Origin of the sequence: Arthrobacter sp. NtRootA1 (assembly GCF_019976975.1) — a bacterium.
In the GTDB taxonomy this organism is placed as follows: Bacteria; Actinomycetota; Actinomycetes; order Actinomycetales; family Micrococcaceae; genus Arthrobacter; species Arthrobacter aromaticivorans.
Window position 1 is genome coordinate 2330702 of the sequence record NZ_AP024630.1, and the last position, 20837, is coordinate 2351538.

Here is a 20837-nt window from a genome sequence, read left to right on the forward strand (position 1 = left end):
TGTGAACTGAAAAGACTGGAGAAACCCGACTTGGCTACCACCAATCATTTGGAAGACCTTGCTGCATTGCAGAACCCTGCAGAGGATCCGCACCTGCGCCGCGGTCCGCGCGGCTTCCCGCTGCTGCCTGGCGGCTACGGCCGGTCAACCTACTACACCGGCGCTCCGAGCCCGTACGCCATCAAGGGCGAGGGCTATCGGGTGTGGGATGACCGCGGCCGTGAACTGATCGACGCGAACAACAACTTCACCTCCCTGATCCACGGCAACGCCCACCCGGAAATCACCGAAGCTGCAACCAAGGCCCTCACCATGGGTGCAAGCTGGGGCATCCCGAACCTCTACGAATGGGAACTCGCCGAACTCCTCCTCGGCCGCCTTCCCGAACTGGACCAGGTCCGTTTCGCGAACTCCGGCACCGAAGCCGTCATGTCCGCGATCCGCATCGCCCGTGCCAGCACCGGCCGTGAGCGCGTTATCGTCACCAAGGGTGGATACCACGGAACGTCCGAGGTTGCCCTGGTTCCCGGTGGACCGTCCTACCAGCGCGGCGTCACCCGCGGCGTGATCGACGACGTCACAGCGGTTCCGCTGAACGACGTCGAATTCCTTCGCCAGGCGGTTGAGGCCGCTCCGGATGCGTACGCAGCCATCATCCTGGATCTGCTGCCCAACCGTGCCGGCCTCCTCACCATCAACGGGGAGTTCGTCCGGACTGCCCGGGAGCTGGCCACCCGTTACGGCATTGTCCTGATCATCGATGAGGTCATCAGCCTCCGCCTTGGCTACAGCGGCTTCAGCGGCGAATACGGGGTTACCCCGGATCTGCTGACCACGGGCAAGCTCATCGGCGGCGGATTTCCCGTCGGAGCAGTCTGCGGCAAGGCCGAGCTGATGGCCGAGGTGGACCCGACGCGCCCCGGCAGCCTGCCGCACGGTGGCACGTTCTCCGGCAACCCCGTCAGCATGGCAGCCGGTTCCGTCGCCCTGCGCCTCTACACCGAAGATGAGGTCAAGCGCCTGAACCAGTTGGGCGACACCGCCCGCGACACGGTCAACGCCAGGGTTGCCGAAGCCGGTTGGGAGATCCGTGGCCGCGGCTCGCTCCTCCGCGCGGTTCCGGCCGGTGCGGAGAAGGTGGACGAGCACACCCAGCACAAGCTGTGGTGGGCCTCCTACGAGCGCGGCCTGCTCGGCTCCCCGGCCAACCTGCTGTCCCTGTCCACGCCCATGGACGAAAAGGTGGTCGCTGACATTACCGACCGCCTGGCCGACGCAGTCCTGGCCGTCGCCTCGGAGGCTTCCACCACGGAAGGCGCAAAGTAACCATGAAGATCGTTTCCTACGAACACGAGTCCGGCGTTCGCGGCGGTGTCCTGATCGACGACACCATCTATGACCTGGAGCTGCTGCTGCAGGGTTCCCGCCAGGCCGTGCACGGAGCCACCTCGTCCGTCCGGGAATTCCTGGAATTCTACGGCGACAGGCTTGAAGCCATTTCGGCCGAGCTCGGCGCATTGGCCGGTCAGGACCCCGAAGCCCATGTGGGTGCCCCGGCCGATATTGGCTTGACCACACCTGTGCCCAATCCTTCCAAGGTGCTGTGCATCGGACTGAACTACAAGGACCACGTTGCCGAGACCGGCCGCGCGTTCCCGGAGTACCCGGACGTTTTCGCCAAGTTCGCCTCCACCATGGTTGGACCCGAAGACGAGATCGGCGGTGCGAAGGTCAGCGACAACCTCGACTTCGAAGGTGAACTCGCCGTAATCATCGGGCGCAAGGCCAGCGAGGTCAGCGAAGAAGAAGCCCTGAACTATGTTGCAGCGCTTGCCCCGCTGAACGATGTCACCGCCCGTGACCTGCAGTACCGCGGGACACAGTGGCTGGCAGGCAAGGCCGTGGACGGGTCAACCCCGTGGGGCCCGGCCTTGGTCACCTTGGACGAAGTGGGCGATCCCCAAAACCTGGACCTCGCAACCCGCGTGAACGGCATCGAAGTGCAGCGCTCCAACACGAGCTACCAGATCTTCCCGATCGCACGGATCGTCTCCTACCTCTCAAGCTTCCTCACCCTGGAACCTGGCGACGTCATTGCCACAGGGACCCCGCAGGGCATTGGTGCCAAGCGGAATCCGCCTGTCTGGCTGGAACCGGGAGACACGGTGGAAATCGAGATCGAGAAGGTGGGGCTGCTCCGCAACACCGTGGGCAAGCCCCAGCTCTAACCCCCTGCAAGCTCAACGAAAGTAATGAAGACCATGAGTGATGTACAAACACAAGCAAGTGAGGCCAGGTACCGCATCGCCGTCGACACCGGCGGAACCTTCACCGACGTCGTAGTCGGGTCCAACAGCGGTGACATGGCGGTCGGCAAGGCGTTGACCACCTACGATCGCGTGTTCACCGGCTTCGAAGCGTCCGTACGCCGCGCAGCCGAGTCCGTTGGCTGGAGCGGCGACGATGTTCTGCGCAACGCAGACGTCATTGTCTACGGCACCACCCACGCCACCAATGCAGTGCTCACCGGCAAGGTCGCCAAAACTGCGCTGCTGACCACGGACGGTTTTGCCGACACCCTGCTGCTGCGCGAAGGCGGCCGCCGCGACGCGTTCGATTCCAAGGCCGCCTACCCGCCGCCGTATGTTCCCCGCCAGCTGACCTTCGAAATCACTGAACGCATCTCTGCCGAAGGCGACGTCCTGGTGCCGTTGGACGAGAAGCACGTGCGCGAGGTCCTCGGTTCCTTCAAGGAACAGGGCATCGAGGCCGTTGCGGTTTCCTTCCTGTGGTCCATCATCAACGACGCCCACGAGAAGCGCGTTGCCGAGCTGATCCAGGAGATTCTCCCCGGCGTCCCGTACACGCTCTCCAACGAAGCCAACCCCACCATCCGCGAATACCGCCGCTCCTCGGCAGCCTCGATCGACGCTTCCCTGAAGCCGCTAATGGCCGACCACCTGGGCAAGCTCCGCTCCGACCTCCAGGAATACGGCTTCGCCGGGGACCTGCTGGTGGTCACCTCCGAAGGTGCCGTGCTCGACGTCGCCGACGTCCTGGACCGTCCCGTCCTACTGCTGAACTCCGGCCCGTCCATGGCGCCGCTGGTGGGCGCTGCGGCTGCTCCGGACCGCGACACCGTGGTTGTCTGCGACATGGGCGGCACCACCTTCGACGTCTCCCTGGTGGAGGAAGGCGTGGTCCGCCACACCCGTGAAGCCTGGCTGGGCGAGCCTTTCGTGGGGCACCTCACCGGTCTGTCCTCCGTTGCGGTGTCCAGCATCGGCGCCGGTGGCGGCAGCATCGCATGGATCGACGGCGGTGGGCTGCTTCGAGTGGGTCCGCAGAGTGCGCGCAGCACTCCCGGCCCGGCAGCGTACGGCCGCGGCGGCGAAGAACCCACCGTCACCGACGCCTGCGTCGCCCTTGGCTACCTCGACACAGAGGGCTTCGAAGGCGGGTTCACCCTGAACCGCGAAGCCGCCATCAAGGCCATCGACACCCGCATCGCCGGGCCGTTGAAGATGGATACCCTGCAGGCTGCCCAGGCAATCCTGGATGTCTCCGCCAACCACATGGCCACTGCCATCCGCCAGGCTTCGTTGGAGCAGGGCGTGGACCCGCGCGGTGCCCTCATTGTTGCCGGTGGCGGCGCCGGTGCCATGGTTGCCGCGGCGATCGGCAAGCTTCTGGAAGCAGACACCATCCTCATCCCGGCGACCGCCGGCGTCCTGGCCGCCTACGGAGCCCACCGCGCCCCGATCGCCACCGAGTTCCTCTCGCCACTGCACAACGACACCCGCAGTTTCGACGCCGGTTCGGCCTCCCGCGCAGTGGAGGACCTGACAGCCAAGGCTGAAGTCTTCATCAAGCGCTTCGACGGCGTGGGCGAGGCGCCCAACGTCACGTACTTCGTGGATGCCCGATACCCCGGCCAGGCCTGGGACCTCCGGGTCTACCTCGACGCCGCCCCAGACACGTCCGGTGACGCGGCCGGCATCATTGAGCGCGCCTTCCACGAAGAGCACGATCGCCGCAACGGCACCCACGATCCGGACAGCCGCGTGGAGATCATCACCTGGGGTGTCCGCGTGGAAATTCCGCGGCCGGAACATCTCAAGTCCGAGAGCGAACTCAGCCGCACCGCGGAGATCCACCGCACTGACAGCATTGTTTTTGGCGGCGAACCGTTCAGCACCCAGCGCTACCGCGGCGTGACGCTCGCCCCGCGCGACAAGATCGTCGGCCCAGCCGTCATCGACCAGCCAACCACCACCATCGTCGTGCCGCCGGAGTGGGACGCCACGCTCGATGAACGATCCAACATCTACCTCACCCGTAAGGAGGCGTAACCGTGACCCGCGAATTCGATCCCGTAAAGCTCTCGGTCCTTGCCAACGCATTCGACGGCATTGTCCGCGAGATGACCAGCGGCCTGCTCCGCTCCGCCCGCTCATCCGTCATCAACACCGCCCGCGACTTCTCCTGTGCCGTACTTACTGCGGACAACCAGTTGCTCGCCGCGGCCGAAGGTGTCCCGGTACACGTCTTCGGTGCTGGACCCCTGGGCGAGGACATGGTGGAACTACATAAGGACATCCGCGAAGGCGACGCGTTCCTGCACAACGATCCCTACATGGGTAACTCGCACGCCGCAGACCACGTGATCCTGGTGCCCATCTTCATCCAGGGACGCCACCTCTTCACTGCCGTGACCAAGGCCCACCAAGCCGACTGCGGCAACTCGCTTCCCACCACCTTCTTCGCCACAGCGCGGGACGTGTACGAGGAAGGCGCGCTGATCTTCCCCTGCGTCCGGATCCAGCGCGACTACACGGACATCGACGACATCATCCGCATGTGCCGGTCCCGCATCCGTGTTCCCGACCAGTGGTACGGCGACTACCTCGCATCCGTCGGTGCGTCCCGCATCGCCGAGCGCCGCATCCACGAGCTCGCAGAAAAGTTCGGAGTGGATGACCTGGTGGACTTCGTGGACGCCTGGTTCGACTACTCCGAGCGGCTGACCGCCAGCGCAATCGAGAAGCTGCCCGAGTTCGTCCTCCATGGCACCTCTGCCCACGACCCCTTCCCCGGCACCGGACCGGACGGCGTGCAGCTGCAGGCGACCCTCGAGGTCAAGCCCAAGCAGGGCAAGATTGTGATCGACCTGCGCGACAATCCGGACAACCTTCCCAACGGCTTGAACCTCACCAAGGCAACGGCCACCGGCGCCGCCTTGGCCGGCATCCTTTCCGGCATCCCGGAGAACCTGCCCAGCAACGCCGGAACCTTCCGCCGGGTGGAGGTGCTGTTGCGTGATGGTTGTGCCGTCGGCGTTCCCAAGCACCCCTACTCCTGCTCCTCGGGAACCACCAACCTCGCCGACCGCGTGGTGAACATCGTCCAGGCCGCGTTCTCCCAGATCGACGACGGATACGGCACCGCCGAGGGCGCGGCCGGCCAGGCGCCAGCCAAGTCGGTCATTTCCGGAACGGACGAACGCAACGGCAACGCCTACGTGAACCAAATCCTGGTCGGCGGCGTCGGCGGTCCGGCTACCCCGTTCGTTGACGGATGGCCTACCTACCAGCGTCCTGTGTGCGGCGCCCTGTTGTACCACGACAGCGTGGAAGTGGACGAGCAGCGCTACCCGATCCTGGTCCACGAACGCACCCTGGTAGCCGACACCGGCGGAGCCGGCCGCCAGCGCGGCGGACTCGCAACACGCGTCACCATGGAGCCCCGCGGGGAGAGCGTGACTCTCACCTACGGCATCGAAGGCAAGATCAACCCGCCCAAGGGTGTCCGTGGCGGACACGACGGGGCAGAACCTTCCGCCTGGGTGGAAGACCTCAAGACCGGCGAACGACGCGAGATCCCGGTGGTGGGCCGCTACGACCTGCAATCGGGAGAGAAGGTCGTCTCCATCACCCCCGGCGGTGGTGGCTACGGCGACCCGCTGGAGCGCGACGTCCTGGCAGTCCTCGACGACTACCGCGAGTCCCGCGTCACTCTCGAGGCAGCAGTAGCCGATTACGGCGTGGTCATCACCGAAGGCGCTGTGGACGAGGCAGCTACGGCCAGGATCCGCGAAGAACGCCTGGCCGGCTAGCACCAGGGCTACCGCAACTAGCACCGGGCTATCGCAACCCATCCCGGGGCGGGGTATCCTCGCCCCGGGATGTTCCAACAATCATTTAACGGAGATTCACATGGAACCCATTCGAGTCGGCATCATCGGCGTCGGAAACGTCCTCAACCAATACCTGGACAAGATCGGCGTCCACCCCGACGTCAACATCGTGGCGCTCGCGGATGTGAACCCCGAGGCAGTGCGGAAGCGCGCCGCCGAATACGACGTTCTCAAAGCCCTCACACCCGACGAGCTGCTGGCAGATAAGGACGTGGAGTTGGTCCTCAACCTCACGCCGCCCAAGCTCCATGCACCAGTGACGCTCCAGGCGATCGCGGCCGGCAAGCACGTCCTCTCCGAGAAGCCCTTCGCAACATCCCTTGAGGAAGCCAAGCAGATCCTGGACGCAGCACGGGAAGCCGGCGTCAAAGTAGGCTCCGCGCCCACCACGTTCCTGGGTTCCGGCATGCAGACCAGCCGCAAGCTCATCGACGACGGCTGGATCGGCGAGCCGGTGGCGGCCTTCGCATCCTTCGCGTGCCGGGGCTATGAGCACTGGCACCCGAACGTGGACCCGTTTTACAGCCCCGGGGCTGGCCCCATGCTGGACATCGGACCGTATTTGATCACCAACCTGGTGAACTTCTTCGGCCCGGTGAAGCGGGTCTCCGCGACCACGCCGCGTTCGTCCGAGACCCGTCCCCGCCCGGGCAAAGAGGGCGAAGTCATCCAGATCCAGACCCCGACGCACGTCACGGGCACCCTCGACTTCGAGTCCGGCGCTGCTGCCACTGTGATCGTCAGCTGGGACATCTGGAACCACAACCTGCCGCACCTGGAGATCTACGGCACCGGAGGATCCCTCGCTGCACCCAACCCGGATCACTTCTCCGGCGCTCCCGTGCTGCGCCGCGGCGAGCCGGGTGACCTCGCGCTGGACATGACGCCCCCGGGCGGTGGCGACTGGCGCGAAACTCCGATCACCCACCGTGACGACGCCTACCGCGGCATCGGTCTGGCCGAGTTCGGCTACGCCATCCGCAACGGCCTGGAACCCCGGACGGGCGGCGACTTCGCCTACCACGTGCTGGAGGTCCTCCTGGCCTTCGAGGCATCCTCGGAGCAGGGCAAGCACATCGAAATCGAAAGCACCTGCGAACGTCCCCGGCCGCTGCCATCGGTAGGGCCGCAGGAGCCATACCGCTTCGACTAAGACAACCACCAAACAGCAGCCGACGTCGGTACTTGCGTGCCGCCGTCGGCTGCTGTTTTTTTCGTGTCCGGGGAGGGTAGGTGGCGTCCCAAACTGGGACACAACTTTGCTTCCCCAAGGTGAAAACCTGATGTTCGGGCGAATCGGTTTGCAAATGCCGACGCACCTACGAATTTAGGAGAACGCATGACTAGCACAGCCGCTGCTGATATCGGCACCGAAGTCAATATCGCAGCCGATAAAAAGGCCGTCCGCCGCCGCACTGTCGCACAAGCGATCGTTGAGTATTTGCAAGTCCAGTACAGCGAACTCGATGGTGAAAAACGGCGTCTGATCGCCGGCATGTACGGCATCTTTGGCCACGGCAACTCCGTTGGCCTGGCTCAAGGCATCGACGAATACGGCGTGGACTTCCCGCACTACCAAGGCAAGAACGAGCAATCCATGGTCCACGCGGCCATTGGCTTCGCAAAGGCTTCCAACCGTGCCGCCACCCTGGCCTGCACGGCCTCCGCCGGCCCGGGATCCACCAACATGGTCTCCGGTGCGGCCACGGCCACCACCAACCGCCTCCCCGTGCTGTTGTTCCCTGCGGACATCATCAACAACCGGTTCGGCGACCCCGTGTTGCAGCAGATCGAACACCCCGTTGAGCGCGATGTCTCCGCCAACGACTGCTTCCGTCCCGTCAGCCGCTACTTCGACCGGATCACCCACCCCGCACAGTTGCTGTCCACGCTCCCGGAGGCCATGCGCGTCCTCACCGACCCGGTGGAAACCGGTGCCGTGGTGGTGTGCCTTCCGCAGGATATCCAAGGTGCCGAGTTCGACTTCCCCGAGTCCTTCTTCACACCGCGCGTCTGGCACATCCGCCGTCGCCCGGCGGTTGAGGACGAGTTGCGCGACGCCGCCGAAATCATCCGCAACGCCAAGCGTCCCCTGCTGATCTCCGGTGGCGGTGTCCGCTACTCCAAGGCCCAGGATGAACTGGCACGCTTCAGCGCGGAGTTCGGCATCCCGGTGTCAGAGACCTACGCAGGCAAGGGCAGCGGACCCATCACCGACCTCAACCTCGGTGCACTGGGTGTGACCGGAACCGTGGGCGCCAACGAGATCGCAGATGGCGCCGATGTGGTGGTGACCGTGGGTTCACGCCTCCAGGACTTCATCACCGCATCCCACTCGCTCTTCCAGAACCCGGACGTGAAGTTCGTGAACCTCAACGTGGGTTCGTTCGACGCCCACAAGATGGGCTCGTTCCCGGTGATCGGCGACGCCAAGCTAAACCTGGCCGCCCTGCGGGAGCGCCTGGCCGCCGTCGGATACTCGACGTCGGACGAGTTCCGCAGCGACATCGCAGATGCCCGCAAGGCCACGCTGGAGGTGCGCAAGCACGACCTCCAGGATTTTGCCGGCGAACTGATGAGCCAGGCCCAGGTGATTGACGTACTCAACCAGCGCACCACCAGTGACGACGCCCTGATTTTGGGCTCCGGCGGCGTGGTTGAAGGCATCCACAAGGCATGGGATCCCTCCAACGGCACCGAAATTCACTTTGAATACGCCAACTCCTGCATGGGCCATGAGATCCCGGCTGGCCTCGGCTACCGTTTGGCCCGTCCCGATGCGCCGGGCGAGGTATATGTCCTGATCGGTGACGGCACCTACTTCATGCAGCCCACCGAACTGGTCACGGCCGTCCAGGAACGCAAGAAGATCATCACGATCGTGATCGACAACCGCGGACACCAGTGCATCTGGCCTCTGCAGGTTGCCAAGGGTGGTCCGGGCCGCGAATTCGGCACCCAGTACCGGGAACGCAGCAAAGAGTCAGGTCGACTGGACGGGGCGGTCCTTGAGTTCGACATCGCCGCCAACGCAGCCAGCATGGGCTGTGCTGCATGGTCCACGACGACGATCGAAGAGTTCTCGGCCGCCCTCACCGAAGCGAAGGAAACCGAAGGTCCTGCCGTGATCGTGGCCCGTGTTGAGCCGTGGCGCTACCTTTCCGGCAATGGCGCCTTCTGGGACGTTGGAGCTCCGATGACTTCGCAGCGACCCGCCACCCTGGAGGGTATCGCCAAGCACCTCAAGGGCCGTGAGCGTCAGCGCTTCTACGCTGCCACCACCGCACCTGAAACGCGCTAAGCGCACTGGGCGGGACCGCTACGCAGCGGTCCCGCCCGTCGTCTTACGGGCTTACCGTTCTTTCTGATTTTCGTAACAAAGGAGCATTCATCATGAGCGCATTTGCCGTTACTGATCCAGCCACCGGCACCATCCACGCCGAGTACCCAGCCGCCACTGACGCAGAGGTGGAAGCCGGGCTCAGCGCAGCACAGAAGACTTACCAGGAGTGGTCCCGCACCACCACGGTCGCCGAACGTGCGGCCTTGGCCAAGCGCCTTGCGGAACTGTTTGTCGAGCGCAAGGACAAGCTGGCCGCCATCATCAACCGGGAAATGGGCAAGCCGCTGCAGCAGGCAGTGGGAGAAGCCGAGTTCTCCGCTTCCATCGCCGCTGCTTTCGCCGAGCACGCCGAAGAATGGCTTGCCGATGAGCAACTCGAGGTCGCCGACGGGCTCCGGAGCTTCTTCCGGTACCAGGGCCTCGGCGTGATCCTGGGCATCATGCCGTGGAACTACCCCTACTACCAGGTGGCACGGTTTGCTATTCCGAACATCATCCTGGGCAACACGGTGATCGTCCGCCACGCCAGCCAATGCCCGGAATCCGCGTTGGCGCTGGAGGAACTCTTCCGCGACGCAGGCTTCCCGGAGGGCGCGTACGTCAACCTGTTCGCCACCCATCAGCAGATCTCGAACATCATTGCCGACGACCGCGTGCAGGGTGTCTCACTAACGGGCTCCGAACAGGTGGGAGCGATCGTGGCTGAGCAGGCGGGGCGCGCGCTGAAGAAGTGTGTGCTGGAGCTTGGCGGCGCCGACGTGTTCCTGGTCCTGGACACGGACGACGTGGACCTTGCGGTGAAGAAGGCCGTGATGGGCCGCATGGGCAACACGGGCCAGTCGTGCAACGGTTCCAAGAGGATCGTGGTGCTGGACAAGTACTTCCACGAGTTCTCGGAGAAGTTCAAGGCCGCCATCGCCGGACAGTCCTACGAGAATGGCGATTTCGGGCCGATGTCTTCCGATTCGGCCACCAAATTCCTAGCCTCGCAGGTGCAGGGCGCGTTGGACCAGGGCGCCGAGATCCTGGTGGGTAACAATGAGCCCCAGGGCAACGTCTTCACGCCGACGGTGATCACCAACATCACGCCGTCCATGGACGTTTACAGCGAGGAGCTCTTCGGCCCTGTTGCGCAGCTCTACAAGGTCAGCAGCGACGCTGAGGCGATCAAGCTCGCGAATTCCTCGCCGTACGGCCTGGGTTCCGTGGTGATTTGCGACGACGTTGAGCGCGCCGAGCGCGTCGGCAACCAGCTCGACGTCGGCATGGTGTTCGTGGGTGCCTACGACCTCAGCGGTGCGGACGTGCCATTCGGCGGCGTCAAGAAGTCAGGTTACGGACGCGAACTGGGCAAGGTGGGCATGTTGGAGTTTGCCAACAAGAAGCTGTTCCGCTTCGCCAAGTAGGATTCAGCACAGCAAAATCAGCGCACCAAAAAGGAGGCCGGATCATCGCGATCCGGCCTCCCTTTGTCTTCAGTCTCAGGCTCCGTACGTGGTCTTCCCGGAGACTTCCGGGATCTCCACCCAGTCCCCGGAACCGGCGCTGCGCAAGGAGGCATCCACCAGTTCCGAAGCCGACCAACCATCGGCGGCGGAGGGTCCGAGCTGCTTTCCTTCGGCCACCGAACGCAGGAAGAGTGCGGCCTCAATGGTCTTGAGATCGTTGAAGCCGATGCCCGGACCGGGGCCCGGCTGGAAGCGGCCGAATTCGCCGTAGGACGGTGGCGTCATGATGGTGCGGTAACCGCTGCGGTCCGTGGCGAGCTCAAGCTGGTTCATGCGTTCGAAGTTCCAGCGCAGCGAGCCCTCCGTGCCGTACACCTCGATGATGTATTCGGCGTGCGGCCCAATGGCAACGCGGGTGGATTCGAACATGCCGATCGCGCCGCCCTCGAAGCGGGCCAGCATGGCGGTGTAGTCCTCGTTCTCCACCTCACGGGTGACATCCGAGGCCTGGCCCATGTCGAAGGAGTTGGAGGAATTGCCGGCCGGCAGCGGGCGGTCCTTGATGAATGTTTCTGTGACGGCATTGAGCGAAGTGATGCGCCCCACCAGGAACTGTGCAAGGTCAAAACCGTGACTCAGCACATCGCCCAGGACACCGGAGCCCGCCCGTGCCTGCTCGTAGCGCCACGTGAAGACCTGCGTCGGGTCGGAGGCGTAGCCGGTGAGCAGGCGGATCTGCACGTTGGTCACTTTGCCCAGCGCGCCGGAGCGGATGAGCCGCCTGGCTTCAGCTACGGCCGGTGCGTGCCGGTAGTTGAACCCCACGGACGTGATCAGTCCTGCAGCCTCGGCACCTTGGGCAATCTCGCGGGATTCCTGGGCACTGCGGCCCATGGGCTTCTCGATCCAGAAGTGCTTGCCCGCTTCGATGGTTGCCAAGGCGATTTCGTGGTGCAGAAAGTTGGGGGAGCAGATCGAGACGACATCGACGTCCGGGTTCTCGAGCACTTTGCGGTAGTCGGTAGCCGTTTCCTTGTAGCCGAGCGCGTCCTCGGCATGGTGACGGCCGGCGTCGTCGGGGTCTGCGGCGATCACAAGCTCGGGGTGGCGCGGCAGTTCAGGGAAGAACTGTTTGGTGGCGAGGTAGGCGCGGGAATGCAGGCGCCCCATCCAACCCACCGAGATGAGGCCAACGCCAATGCGGTTCTGGTCTTCCAAAGTGGACTCCTTAGTTTGTGCCGTTCTCCGGCGGTGTGCTGTGCCGCACAGAAAGGCGGCATCTGAGGATCAGCCTATGGACGCCGGGAGTGTGGGCTGTGTCTCAATCTGAGACATCCAGCGAAGGCCTCCGGCTGTTTGAGTAGAACGTACTAGTTCAGCAACGCCAACAAAGAGGAGCCCGTCGACGATGATGCACCGCAGCACGTGGAATCGGACGGAACCCTTGCGGGTGCTCGTCACAGGCGCGACGTCCGGCGTCGGGGAAGCGACCGCGAAACTGTTCGCCGCCCGGGGTGCACGCGTAGCCCTGCTTGGCCGGCGTGCGGGGGAACTGCAGCGCGTGGCGGACGACATCGACGGCGGTGCACACCAGGTGGTCACCAACGTTGCCGACGCCGAATCAGTCCGGAATGGCGTCCGGGGCGCGATCCACTCCCTCGGCGGACTGGACGTGGCCGTTAATGCCGCGGGCGTTGCCGGCTATGCGGCGCTAGAGGATCTGGACGAGCATCGCTGGCGCGAAGTGCTGGACACCAACCTCTCCGGTACGTTCTACGTCGCCCGGGAAGCGGGACTCCACCTGCGCAGGGCCGGGGGAGGAGCAATCGTCAATGTTGCCTCGGACCTCGCAACCATGGGAGTCGCCGGGCTGGCCCATTACTGCGCAGCCAAGGCCGGTGTGGTGGGGCTTACCAAGGCGCTTGCCGTGGAGCTGGCGCCCCAAGTCCGCGTCAATGCCGTCTGCCCCGGCCCGATAGATACGCCCATGCTGCGCTCGGGCTTGGACGCCGAACCGGACCCCGTCCTGGCCCTGCAGCAGAAGCAAAGCACCGTGCCGCTGAGCCGGCTCGCTGATCCGGAGGAGGTGGCAGCAGCCATCTATTTCCTGGCCGTTGACGGCACCTTCGCCACCGGCACCAGCATGGCATTCGACGGCGGCACGTCCGCCGCGTAACTGCAACACCCAAGACCTCATATAGACAAACAAGCCAAGGAGCCTTGAAAGATATGTCCGAGTCGAATTACAACGACCTCCGCAGCGCACGATGGTTCGCGCCACACGACCTCACGGGATTCGTACACCGCACCGCCATCCAGGCCGAAGGTTTCTCACGCTTCGCCCTCAAAGACAAGCCAGTTATCGGCATCGCAAACTCCTGGTCGGAACTGGTCAACTGCAACATCCACTTCAAACTGCTGGCCGACGCCGTGAAACGCGGGGTTCTCATGGCCGGCGGGCTGCCGCTGGAGTTCCCTACGATCTCCTTGGGCGAAAGCCTGATGAAGCCCTCTGCCATGCAGTTCCGGAACCTGATGGCCATGGACGTTGAAGAGTCCATCCGCGCCTACCCGCTGGATGCAATCGTGCTTCTGGGCGGCTGTGACAAAACCGTCCCGGCGCAGCTTATGGGTGCCGCCAGTGCGGATGTCCCCACCATCATGCTTACGGGCGGACCCCAGGAGCCCGCACATTTCCGGGGGAAACAGCTCGGGGTTGGCACGGACACCTGGAAGTACGCAGATGAGTTGCGTGCAGGAAAGATCACCGAGGCGGACTTCGACGAGCTTGAATCCGCCGCGAAACCTTCTGCCGGACACTGCAGCGAGATGGGCACTGCCTCCACCATGACATCCCTCGTCGAAGCCCTGGGCATGTGCCTGCCGGGTACTGCCTCAATCCCTGCAGTGGACGCGCGCCGCGCCCAAGCAGCCGAAGCCACAGGACGCAGGGCAGTGGAAATGGCCCTGACGCAGGGGCCAAAGCCCAGCGAAATATTGACCAAAGAGGCGTTTGATAATGCCATCACGCTCTTGATGGCTGTAGGTGGTTCCACCAATGCCGTGGTGCATCTCCTGGCGCTGGCGAGGCGCGTTGGTTATGAGCTGCCGTTGGATCGGTTCCACGAAATCTCGCAGCGCACGCCTCGCATCGTCAATGTCCGCCCATCGGGTGAGTACTTGGTGCAGCAGCTGTTCCAGGTAGGTGGCATCTCCACGGTACTTAAGGAGCTGGCTCCACTCCTGAACAAGGACGCAATTACCGTCACGGGTGAGTCCCTTGAAGATGGCTACAAGACAGCACCGGAGCCGGATGGCGTTGTAGTCGGCACGCTCGAAGCGCCCTTCGACGCTTCAGGTGGCATCGCCGTCGTCCGTGGATCCTTGGCACCCAACGGTGCCGTGATCAAGAGAAGCGCAGCGTCCATGGACCTGCTGCAGCACAAGGGTTCGGCGGTGGTGTTCGAGGACATTTACGACCTCGGCCGCAGGATTGATGATCCAGATCTGGATATCACGGAAGACTCCGTACTGGTCTTGCGCAACAGCGGGCCGGTGGGAGCTCCCGGTATGCCCGAGTGGGGCATGCTTCCCATTCCGGAGAGGCTGCTGCGCCGGGGCATCCGGGACATTGTCCGGATCTCCGATGCGCGAATGAGTGGCACGGCCTTCGGCACCACAGTTCTGCATGTTTCGCCGGAGTCTGCGGTGGGTGGCCCGCTGGCCATTGTCCGGGACGGCGATCCGATAGTGCTCGACGTCGAGAACCAGCGGCTCGACCTGGATGTCCCAGCCGAAGAGATCGAGGCCCGATTGGCCGAGCTCAAGCTCCCCGAGCCGAAATACCGGCGCGGCTACGGACGCCTCTTCGTCGACCACGTCAACCAGGCACATGAGGGCTGCGACTTCGACTTCCTCAAGGGTTTGCCGGGTGAAGAGCCGCAACGGCTGCCGTACGGACTGATGAGCGGTTGGCAAGGCGGCTGGTAGGCCGCCACCGGTACTAAGCACGAGTTTTTAGGGGCGCTTCTGCGGGAGCGCCCCTTGAAAGGAGAAAATGTGTCACGACCTAAAGTGATTGTCATCGTCCAGGAGGGCCGCCCGGCACCTCCCGTGGAACGTCTGGATGCCGAAGCGGAGGTGGTGGTGGTCCGGACCGCAGACGAGTTCCGGGCGGCGCTGCCGGGAACGGAGATCCTGTTCCTCAACGATTTCCGGACCACGCTCCTGCGTGAAGTGGGCCCCGGTGGCCTCCGCTGGATCCACACTTCCAGCATCGGCGTCGACAGCCTCATGACCGAGGAGATCATCAACAGCGACATCGTGGTCAGCAACTCCCGTGGGGTATGCGAGCGTCCCATCGCTGAGTGGGTCCTGGGCGTGCTGCTGATGTTCACCAAGGACCTCCGCCGCACGATCGAGCTGCAGCAGGCGCGGACATGGCAGCACCGTGAGACCGAGCCGTTGCTGGGCCGCAAGGTGCTGGTGGTCGGCCCGGGACCGGTGGGACGCGAAACTGTATTGCTGCTGCGCGCGGCGGGCATGGATGTCTCAGTGGTGGGCCGGACCGCCCGCGAGGACAAGCAGTTGGGCGCCATCGCCTCCTTCGATGAGCTGGATGCGCTCCTTGGAGAGGCGCAGGACGTGGTGCTGACTGTTCCCCTCACGGAGGAGACCCGTGGCCTGTTCAACGCTGACCGGTTCGACAAGATGCGTACCGGTGCCCGCTTGGTCAACGTGGGCCGCGGGGCCGTGGTGGTGGAGCAGGACCTCCTCGATGCGATCGACGCAGGGCACTTGGGTGCTGCAGCTTTGGATGTATTTGAGAACGAGCCCTTGGCGGCCGAAAATCCCCTGTGGAGCCGCAAGAACATCCTGGTCTCCCCTCATGCCTCCGGGGATCTGATCGGGTGGCGCGGACGTGTGGTGGACTGCTTTGCGAAGAACCTGCGGCAGTGGAAGACAGGACAGCCGCTGGGCGACGTGGTGGACCTGAAAAAGCTCGGCGGAACTGCTCCAAAAGGGCTGTCTCAAGCTGGTACAGTACTCCCACAATCCGCGTCGGTAGTGTGATTCAGCACTCTAAATTTCGTGACGAGGATTACATGTCTAGCTCAATAAAAGGCAAGCCGATAACGCCTACCCAAACCCAGGAAAACAAGCTCAGCGGAAATATGGGGGTGGGCGAGCTCGTGATGAACGTGCTCGCCTTTTCCTCCCCGCTGACCACAGTCGCGGGCACCCTGCCCGTGATGCTCCTCTTCAGCGGCCACACTGCTCCGGGAATCTACCTCCTGGTGACGCTGATGCTCCTGATCTTCTCGGTGGGATTCGTCAAGATGAGCAGGAGCGTCGAGGCTCCCGGCGGCTTTTACTCCTTCGTCACGGCCGGTCTCGGCAAGCCTGCGGGCTTGGGTGGCGCCCTCCTGGCGCTCGTGGGATACATCTTCATCGGTTTCTTTGCGCCGTCACTGTTCGCCCTGACGCTGCAGAGCTTCGTGGTCAATACCCTCGGTGGTCCGGATATCCCGTGGTACTGGTACGGACTGGGCATCATTGGCATCACAACACTCCTGGCCTACAACCGGATCGACCTTTCCGCGAAGGTGCTAACGGTTGTCATGCTGCTCGAGTCCACCGTGGTCATCGTCTTCGATGTTGCGGCGTTTGCCTCAGGTGATGTGTCCCAAGGCGTCGGCTTCTCCATGCCGTGGATCACCGACGCCGGATTGGGCCTTGCGCTGCTGTTTGCAGTTGGCAACTTCTTCGGCTTCGAAGCAACGGTCATCTACCGCGACGAGGTTAAGAATCCGGACCGGACGATTCCCCGGGCAACCTACCTGGCAGTGGTTGGCATCGGCTTGTTCTACGCGGTGGCTGCCTGGGCCTATACGGCGTTCCTTGGTGCTGACAACGTCCAGGAAGAGGCCAAGGCCAACACGGTAAACCTGTTCAACGACGGCTCAACCGTGTTGGTTGGCAAGATCTTTGCGGACGTCGGGGTTGTCCTGCTCATCACGTCCATCCTGGCTTCCATGCTGTCCATCCAGAACATCGCTGCGCGGTACAGCTTTTCGCTTGCCGCCGATGGGGCGCTTCCGAAGGCCCTGGGCCGGGTGCACCCTCGCCACAAGTCCCCCTATGTTTCAGCAATGGGAGTGGGGCTCCTCTGGGCGGTGGCCACCGTGGTGTTCACCTTGCTGGGCGTTGCTCCCGAGGCCCTCTATCCGATCGCGAGCGGAAGCGGTACTTTCTCGGTCCTGCTGTTGATGTTCATCACGAGCTTTGCTGTGCTGGTCTACTTTGTACGCCGCCGCAGTTTCGCCCCGGAATCGGTGTGGAAGACGATCGTGGCGCCGATCGTCAGCGTGATCTTCCTCGGCTTGATCACCTACTTGGCTATTGCGAATTATCCGGAACTGATCGGCGGTTCCGCCCTGATGACGGCTATTTTCATGACCTTTACTTTCGCGCTGTTCATTGGCGGAATTATCTACGCATACGTCCTGCGTTCAAAGCGTCCGGAAGTTTATGCACGCCTGGGCCGGCAAAAAATCGAGCAATAGACATTTCAACATCTGGAGACCTGCAATGACGCAACAGATCAGGGTTGGCCTGTTCGGGACCGGCAGGATCGGTCAAGTGCATGCCATGAGCTTGGCGACACTGGAAGAAGCAACGTTGGCTTGGGTGTGCGATCCCTTCATTGAGGGTGCCAAGCGAACAGCCGCCGAGTTCGGAGGCCGCGTGAGCGACGATCCCGGGGAAGTGTTTGCTTCCGGGGAAGTCGATGCCGTCATTGTGGCTTCGCCAACGGCCACCCACGTGGACCTGATCGAACAGTCGATCGACGCCGGCATCCCAGTGCTGTGCGAGAAGCCCATCGACCTGGAGATTGGGCGGGTCGATGCGCTCCGGGCCAAGGCGGCTGCTGCGGATGTCCCGATTGCTTTGGGCTTCAACAAGCGCTTCGACAGGCACTTCGTGGAACTCAGGCGGCGTGTGGGGGCCGGCGAGATCGGTGCCTTGGAACAGTTGGTCATCACCAGTCGGGACCCGGGGGAGCCTCCCGCAGCGTACCTGCCGCAGTCCGGTGGGATCTTCCGGGACATGACTATCCATGACTTGGACACGGCCCGCTACTTCATCCCGGACATCGTGGAGGTCTCGGCCAGGGGCGCGAACGTCTTCAGCGACGCGATCCGCGAGGCCGATGACTTCGATTCGATTGTGGTCACGCTTCGGGGGTCCAAGGATGAACTCGTGACCATCCTCAACTCGCGGCATTCCGTATATGGCTATGACCAGCGCATCGAGGCCTTCGGATCCGCGGGCTTGCTTCAGGTGGCCAACAAGAACGACAGCCTGGTCCGGCACTGGGGCGCCAGGACGGTGGAGGGGATGGGGCCGTACCAGAGCTTCTTCCTGGAGCGCTATGCGGAGGCGTACCGGCTTGAGGTGGCAGAGTTCCTGCGCGCTGTCCGCGGGCTTCCCTCGCGGAGTCCTGGTTTCGAGGACGGCCGTGCGGCTTTGATCCTCGCTGATGCCGCGGAGAAGTCCGCCCGGACCGGTGCCGCGATAGCCGTAGACCTCGCGGCCTGACCCTTGAACTGCCCGGTTTGGGCACGGATTCTTTCGCAACAATCCGTGCCCGGACCGGGCTTTGTCTTTTAAAGCGAGGAATTGTTTCCCGCGGCAACAATTTTGGCAGGGCCCGTGTTCCAAAGTGGCACACATGTCCGGTTATCCAATCCGTCAAAGTTCAAGTAAGTGAAACAGTGTGGCGAAGGTCACGCAGTTATGGGGCTTTCCTTGAATTACCCCGGATTCTGCAAAATCAAACAACGTTGTTTGATGGTCCATCGCCAAAGGTGTTTCACCGGTTCATTTGCATGGCCCTATCAAACGAGGATGAGATGACCGACGCACCACCGGCGACAGCTCCACTTGTCGCCCTCAAGGACATACACAAGACATTCGGGGCGGTGTCCGCTTTGCGCGGAGTCAGCATCGATGTCATGCCCGGCGAAACCTTCGCACTTCTTGGAGACAACGCCGCCGGCAAGTCAACGCTCATGAAAGTGCTAACGGGCGTTTACCAGCCAGACCGCGGCTCGATTGAGTTGGACGGGAAGCGGACCGAGTTCCCGACGCCTTCCGCTTCCCGTGACCAAGGCGTCGAGATGGTCTACCAGGATTTTGCCTTGGCAGACAACCTCGACGTCCGGACCAATATCTTCCTGGGGCGGGAGCCGCAGAAGAACATCCTGGGTCCGCTGTTGAGGATCATCGACAGGAAGAAGATGGAATCCGAGACCAAACGGGTACTGGAACGCTTGGACATCCCCATCAACCCGCGCCTGAAGGTCAAGCGACTCTCCGGTGGCCAGCGGCAGGCCGTCGCGATCGGACGCGCGCTTGCCTTCGATGCACGCCTGATCATCATGGACGAGCCCACCGCGAACCTGTCTGTGGCCAAGGTGGACAAGCTCATCGAAGTAACCCAGCGCCTCAAGGACCTGGGCATCGCGGTAATCATCATCACACACCGCCTCGACGAAGCCTTCGCAGTGGCAGACCGCTTTGCCGTCATGCGCCAAGGGCAAGTGGTGGGGCGGTTCCGCGTTGGCGAGGTTTCCGAAGCCCAAGTGGCCCACCTGATTTCCCACGGCACTCTGGACGACTACGTGGACACCGGCAGCGGCATCCCTGAGGAACGCCGCAGGATCGGAAGCACTTCATCAATGGAAACCGTTGATGCCCTGGCCGCGCGCGGTACGACGAACGGGAGCGACTCATGAGTATCACCATGGACAATCTGAAGACCAAACTGGGCCCCGCCGATCTCAAGGAAGGCATGACCGCCACCAAGGTCAAGCGCTTCATTGGGGATTACGGAATCATCATCCTGTTCGTGGTGATCCTCGTCTTCCTCGCCGCGGCAGCACCGAACTTCCTGACCCTTAACAACATCGTGAACGTCGTCAGGCAATCCTCCATCATCGGGCTGATCGCGCTGGGAATGACCTTCATCATGATCACGGCAGGCATCGACCTGTCCGTGGGCTCCGTAGTCGGTCTGGCCGGCATGACGTTCGCCCTGCTCGCTCCTGCCAGCGGCGGCGCCTTCTGGCTCCCGCTGATCGCCGGGCTTGGCGTCGGACTGTTGGTCGGTTTCCTGAGCGCGGCAATGGTTGTCTGGGGAGCCATCCTTCCCTTCCTGGCCACGTTGGCCACCATGGCCATAGCCCGCACTGCAGCATTGGTGATTACAGACGGGCAGGTTGTCTCCGGCCTGAGCGGACCGGCCGAGTGGCTGGGATCCGGCTTCATTGGGCCTATCCCGGTCCCAGTGATCATCTTCCTGGTGGCCGCCATCATCTGCGAGTTCGTGCTGAGCCGAACCAAATTCGGCTCCCATGTCTACGCCGTAGGTGGCAACGAGGAATCGGCCAAGAAGGTCGGCATCTCCACCAGCCGCGTACTGTTCACCGTCTACCTCATTGGTGGCGTCACTGCCGCCCTTGGCGGCCTCGTCCTCACCGCGCGTCTGGACGGCGCCGCACCGGTGGCCGGTACCGGTTACGAACTCCAGGTGATTGCCGCCGTCGTCATTGGAGGAACGAGCCTCTTTGGTGGCGTCGGCACCATCCGCGGAACCGTCATTGGCGTGCTCCTGCTGGGCGTGGTGATGAACGGCATGAACCTGATGGGCGTTTCCTCCTACTTCCAGCAAGGCGTACAGGGCGTGATCCTGGTCCTCGCCGTCCTGCTGAACCGCTGGAAGTCCGACTGACCCACAGCAGCAACAATCTCCCAACGCACAGACAAAACCACTGAAAGGAACAAC

The 20837-nt window shown here is 63.2% G+C and carries 15 protein-coding genes; 14 read left to right on the forward strand and 1 reads right to left on the reverse strand.

Annotation, left to right across the window (positions count from 1 at the left end; genetic code table 11):
• Nucleotides 1-30 precede the first annotated feature (30 nt).
• The 7 genes from LDN90_RS10470 (at nt 31) to LDN90_RS10500 (ending at nt 10945) form a co-directional block, all read left to right on the forward strand.
• Nucleotides 31-1326, forward strand: coding sequence for an aminotransferase class III-fold pyridoxal phosphate-dependent enzyme (locus tag LDN90_RS10470; RefSeq protein WP_223948995.1), 1296 nt, complete (start codon nt 31-33; stop codon nt 1324-1326).
• Nucleotides 1327-1328: 2 nt separating this feature from the next.
• A complete protein-coding gene (locus LDN90_RS10475) occupies nt 1329-2228 on the forward strand; it encodes a fumarylacetoacetate hydrolase family protein (protein WP_223948996.1) in 900 nt (299 codons plus the stop codon).
• A 33-nt stretch (nt 2229-2261) separates the two neighbouring features.
• Complete coding sequence (locus tag LDN90_RS10480) at nt 2262-4352, forward strand: hydantoinase/oxoprolinase family protein (RefSeq protein ID WP_223948997.1); 2091 nt, start codon at nt 2262-2264, stop codon at nt 4350-4352.
• 2 nt (nt 4353-4354) lie between these two features.
• Nucleotides 4355-6115, forward strand: a complete 1761-nt coding sequence (locus tag LDN90_RS10485; protein ID WP_223948998.1) for a hydantoinase B/oxoprolinase family protein — start codon at nt 4355-4357, stop codon at nt 6113-6115.
• A gap of 100 nt (nt 6116-6215) precedes the next feature.
• Complete coding sequence (locus LDN90_RS10490; protein ID WP_223948999.1) at nt 6216-7349, forward strand: Gfo/Idh/MocA family oxidoreductase; 1134 nt, start codon at nt 6216-6218, stop codon at nt 7347-7349.
• 186 nt (nt 7350-7535) lie between these two features.
• On the forward strand, nt 7536-9497 hold the full coding sequence (gene iolD, locus LDN90_RS10495) for a 3D-(3,5/4)-trihydroxycyclohexane-1,2-dione acylhydrolase (decyclizing) (RefSeq protein ID WP_223949000.1): 1962 nt from the start codon (nt 7536-7538) through the stop codon (nt 9495-9497).
• A gap of 92 nt (nt 9498-9589) precedes the next feature.
• Nucleotides 9590-10945, forward strand: coding sequence for an aldehyde dehydrogenase family protein (locus tag LDN90_RS10500; RefSeq protein WP_223949001.1), 1356 nt, complete (start codon nt 9590-9592; stop codon nt 10943-10945).
• Nucleotides 10946-11020: 75 nt separating this feature from the next.
• On the opposite strand, the gene LDN90_RS10505 is transcribed toward LDN90_RS10500, so the two are convergent.
• Nucleotides 11021-12205, reverse strand: a complete 1185-nt coding sequence (locus tag LDN90_RS10505; protein ID WP_223949002.1) for a Gfo/Idh/MocA family oxidoreductase — start codon at nt 12203-12205, stop codon at nt 11021-11023.
• A gap of 190 nt (nt 12206-12395) precedes the next feature.
• On the opposite strand from LDN90_RS10505, the gene LDN90_RS10510 reads away from it, so the two are divergent.
• The 7 genes from LDN90_RS10510 to LDN90_RS10540 all read left to right on the forward strand — a co-directional run bounded on the left by LDN90_RS10510 (nt 12396) and on the right by LDN90_RS10540 (nt 20783).
• Nucleotides 12396-13163: an SDR family NAD(P)-dependent oxidoreductase gene (locus LDN90_RS10510; RefSeq protein WP_223949003.1), complete on the forward strand. Its 768-nt coding sequence runs from the start codon at nt 12396-12398 to the stop codon at nt 13161-13163.
• 53 nt (nt 13164-13216) lie between these two features.
• A complete protein-coding gene (locus LDN90_RS10515) occupies nt 13217-14977 on the forward strand; it encodes an IlvD/Edd family dehydratase (protein ID WP_223949004.1) in 1761 nt (586 codons plus the stop codon).
• A 69-nt stretch (nt 14978-15046) separates the two neighbouring features.
• Nucleotides 15047-16060 carry a D-2-hydroxyacid dehydrogenase gene (locus tag LDN90_RS10520; protein WP_223949005.1) on the forward strand — a complete coding sequence of 338 codons (1014 nt, stop codon included), beginning with the start codon at nt 15047-15049 and terminating at the stop codon, nt 16058-16060.
• A gap of 32 nt (nt 16061-16092) precedes the next feature.
• The gene (locus LDN90_RS10525; RefSeq protein WP_223949006.1) at nt 16093-17553 is read left to right on the forward strand and encodes an APC family permease; all 1461 of its coding nucleotides are present in this window, start codon (nt 16093-16095) and stop codon (nt 17551-17553) included.
• A 25-nt stretch (nt 17554-17578) separates the two neighbouring features.
• Nucleotides 17579-18589, forward strand: coding sequence for a Gfo/Idh/MocA family oxidoreductase (locus LDN90_RS10530; RefSeq protein ID WP_223949007.1), 1011 nt, complete (start codon nt 17579-17581; stop codon nt 18587-18589).
• 314 nt (nt 18590-18903) lie between these two features.
• Nucleotides 18904-19788: an ATP-binding cassette domain-containing protein gene (locus LDN90_RS10535; RefSeq protein WP_223949008.1), complete on the forward strand. Its 885-nt coding sequence runs from the start codon at nt 18904-18906 to the stop codon at nt 19786-19788.
• The gene (locus LDN90_RS10540; RefSeq protein WP_223949009.1) at nt 19785-20783 is read left to right on the forward strand and encodes an ABC transporter permease; all 999 of its coding nucleotides are present in this window, start codon (nt 19785-19787) and stop codon (nt 20781-20783) included. Before LDN90_RS10535 ends, LDN90_RS10540 begins: the two co-directional genes overlap by 4 nt.
• The last annotated feature ends 54 nt before the right edge of the window (nt 20784-20837 follow it).

What these genes read in the sequence shown, in the direction of transcription:
- iolD (WP_223949000.1), top strand. Translation starts at nt 7,536, where the DNA reads ATGACTAGCACAGCCGCTGCTGATATCGGCACCGAAGTCAATATCGCA.
- LDN90_RS10475 (WP_223948996.1), top strand. Translation starts at nt 1,329, where the DNA reads ATGAAGATCGTTTCCTACGAACACGAGTCCGGCGTTCGCGGCGGTGTC.
- LDN90_RS10490 (WP_223948999.1), top strand. Translation starts at nt 6,216, where the DNA reads ATGGAACCCATTCGAGTCGGCATCATCGGCGTCGGAAACGTCCTCAAC.
- LDN90_RS10515 (WP_223949004.1), top strand. Translation starts at nt 13,217, where the DNA reads ATGTCCGAGTCGAATTACAACGACCTCCGCAGCGCACGATGGTTCGCG.
- LDN90_RS10540 (WP_223949009.1), top strand. Translation starts at nt 19,785, where the DNA reads ATGAGTATCACCATGGACAATCTGAAGACCAAACTGGGCCCCGCCGAT.
- LDN90_RS10525 (WP_223949006.1), top strand. Translation starts at nt 16,093, where the DNA reads ATGTCTAGCTCAATAAAAGGCAAGCCGATAACGCCTACCCAAACCCAG.
- LDN90_RS10535 (WP_223949008.1), top strand. Translation starts at nt 18,904, where the DNA reads ATGACCGACGCACCACCGGCGACAGCTCCACTTGTCGCCCTCAAGGAC.
- LDN90_RS10480 (WP_223948997.1), top strand. Translation starts at nt 2,262, where the DNA reads ATGAGTGATGTACAAACACAAGCAAGTGAGGCCAGGTACCGCATCGCC.
- LDN90_RS10510 (WP_223949003.1), top strand. Translation starts at nt 12,396, where the DNA reads ATGATGCACCGCAGCACGTGGAATCGGACGGAACCCTTGCGGGTGCTC.
- LDN90_RS10530 (WP_223949007.1), top strand. Translation starts at nt 17,579, where the DNA reads ATGACGCAACAGATCAGGGTTGGCCTGTTCGGGACCGGCAGGATCGGT.
- LDN90_RS10500 (WP_223949001.1), top strand. Translation starts at nt 9,590, where the DNA reads ATGAGCGCATTTGCCGTTACTGATCCAGCCACCGGCACCATCCACGCC.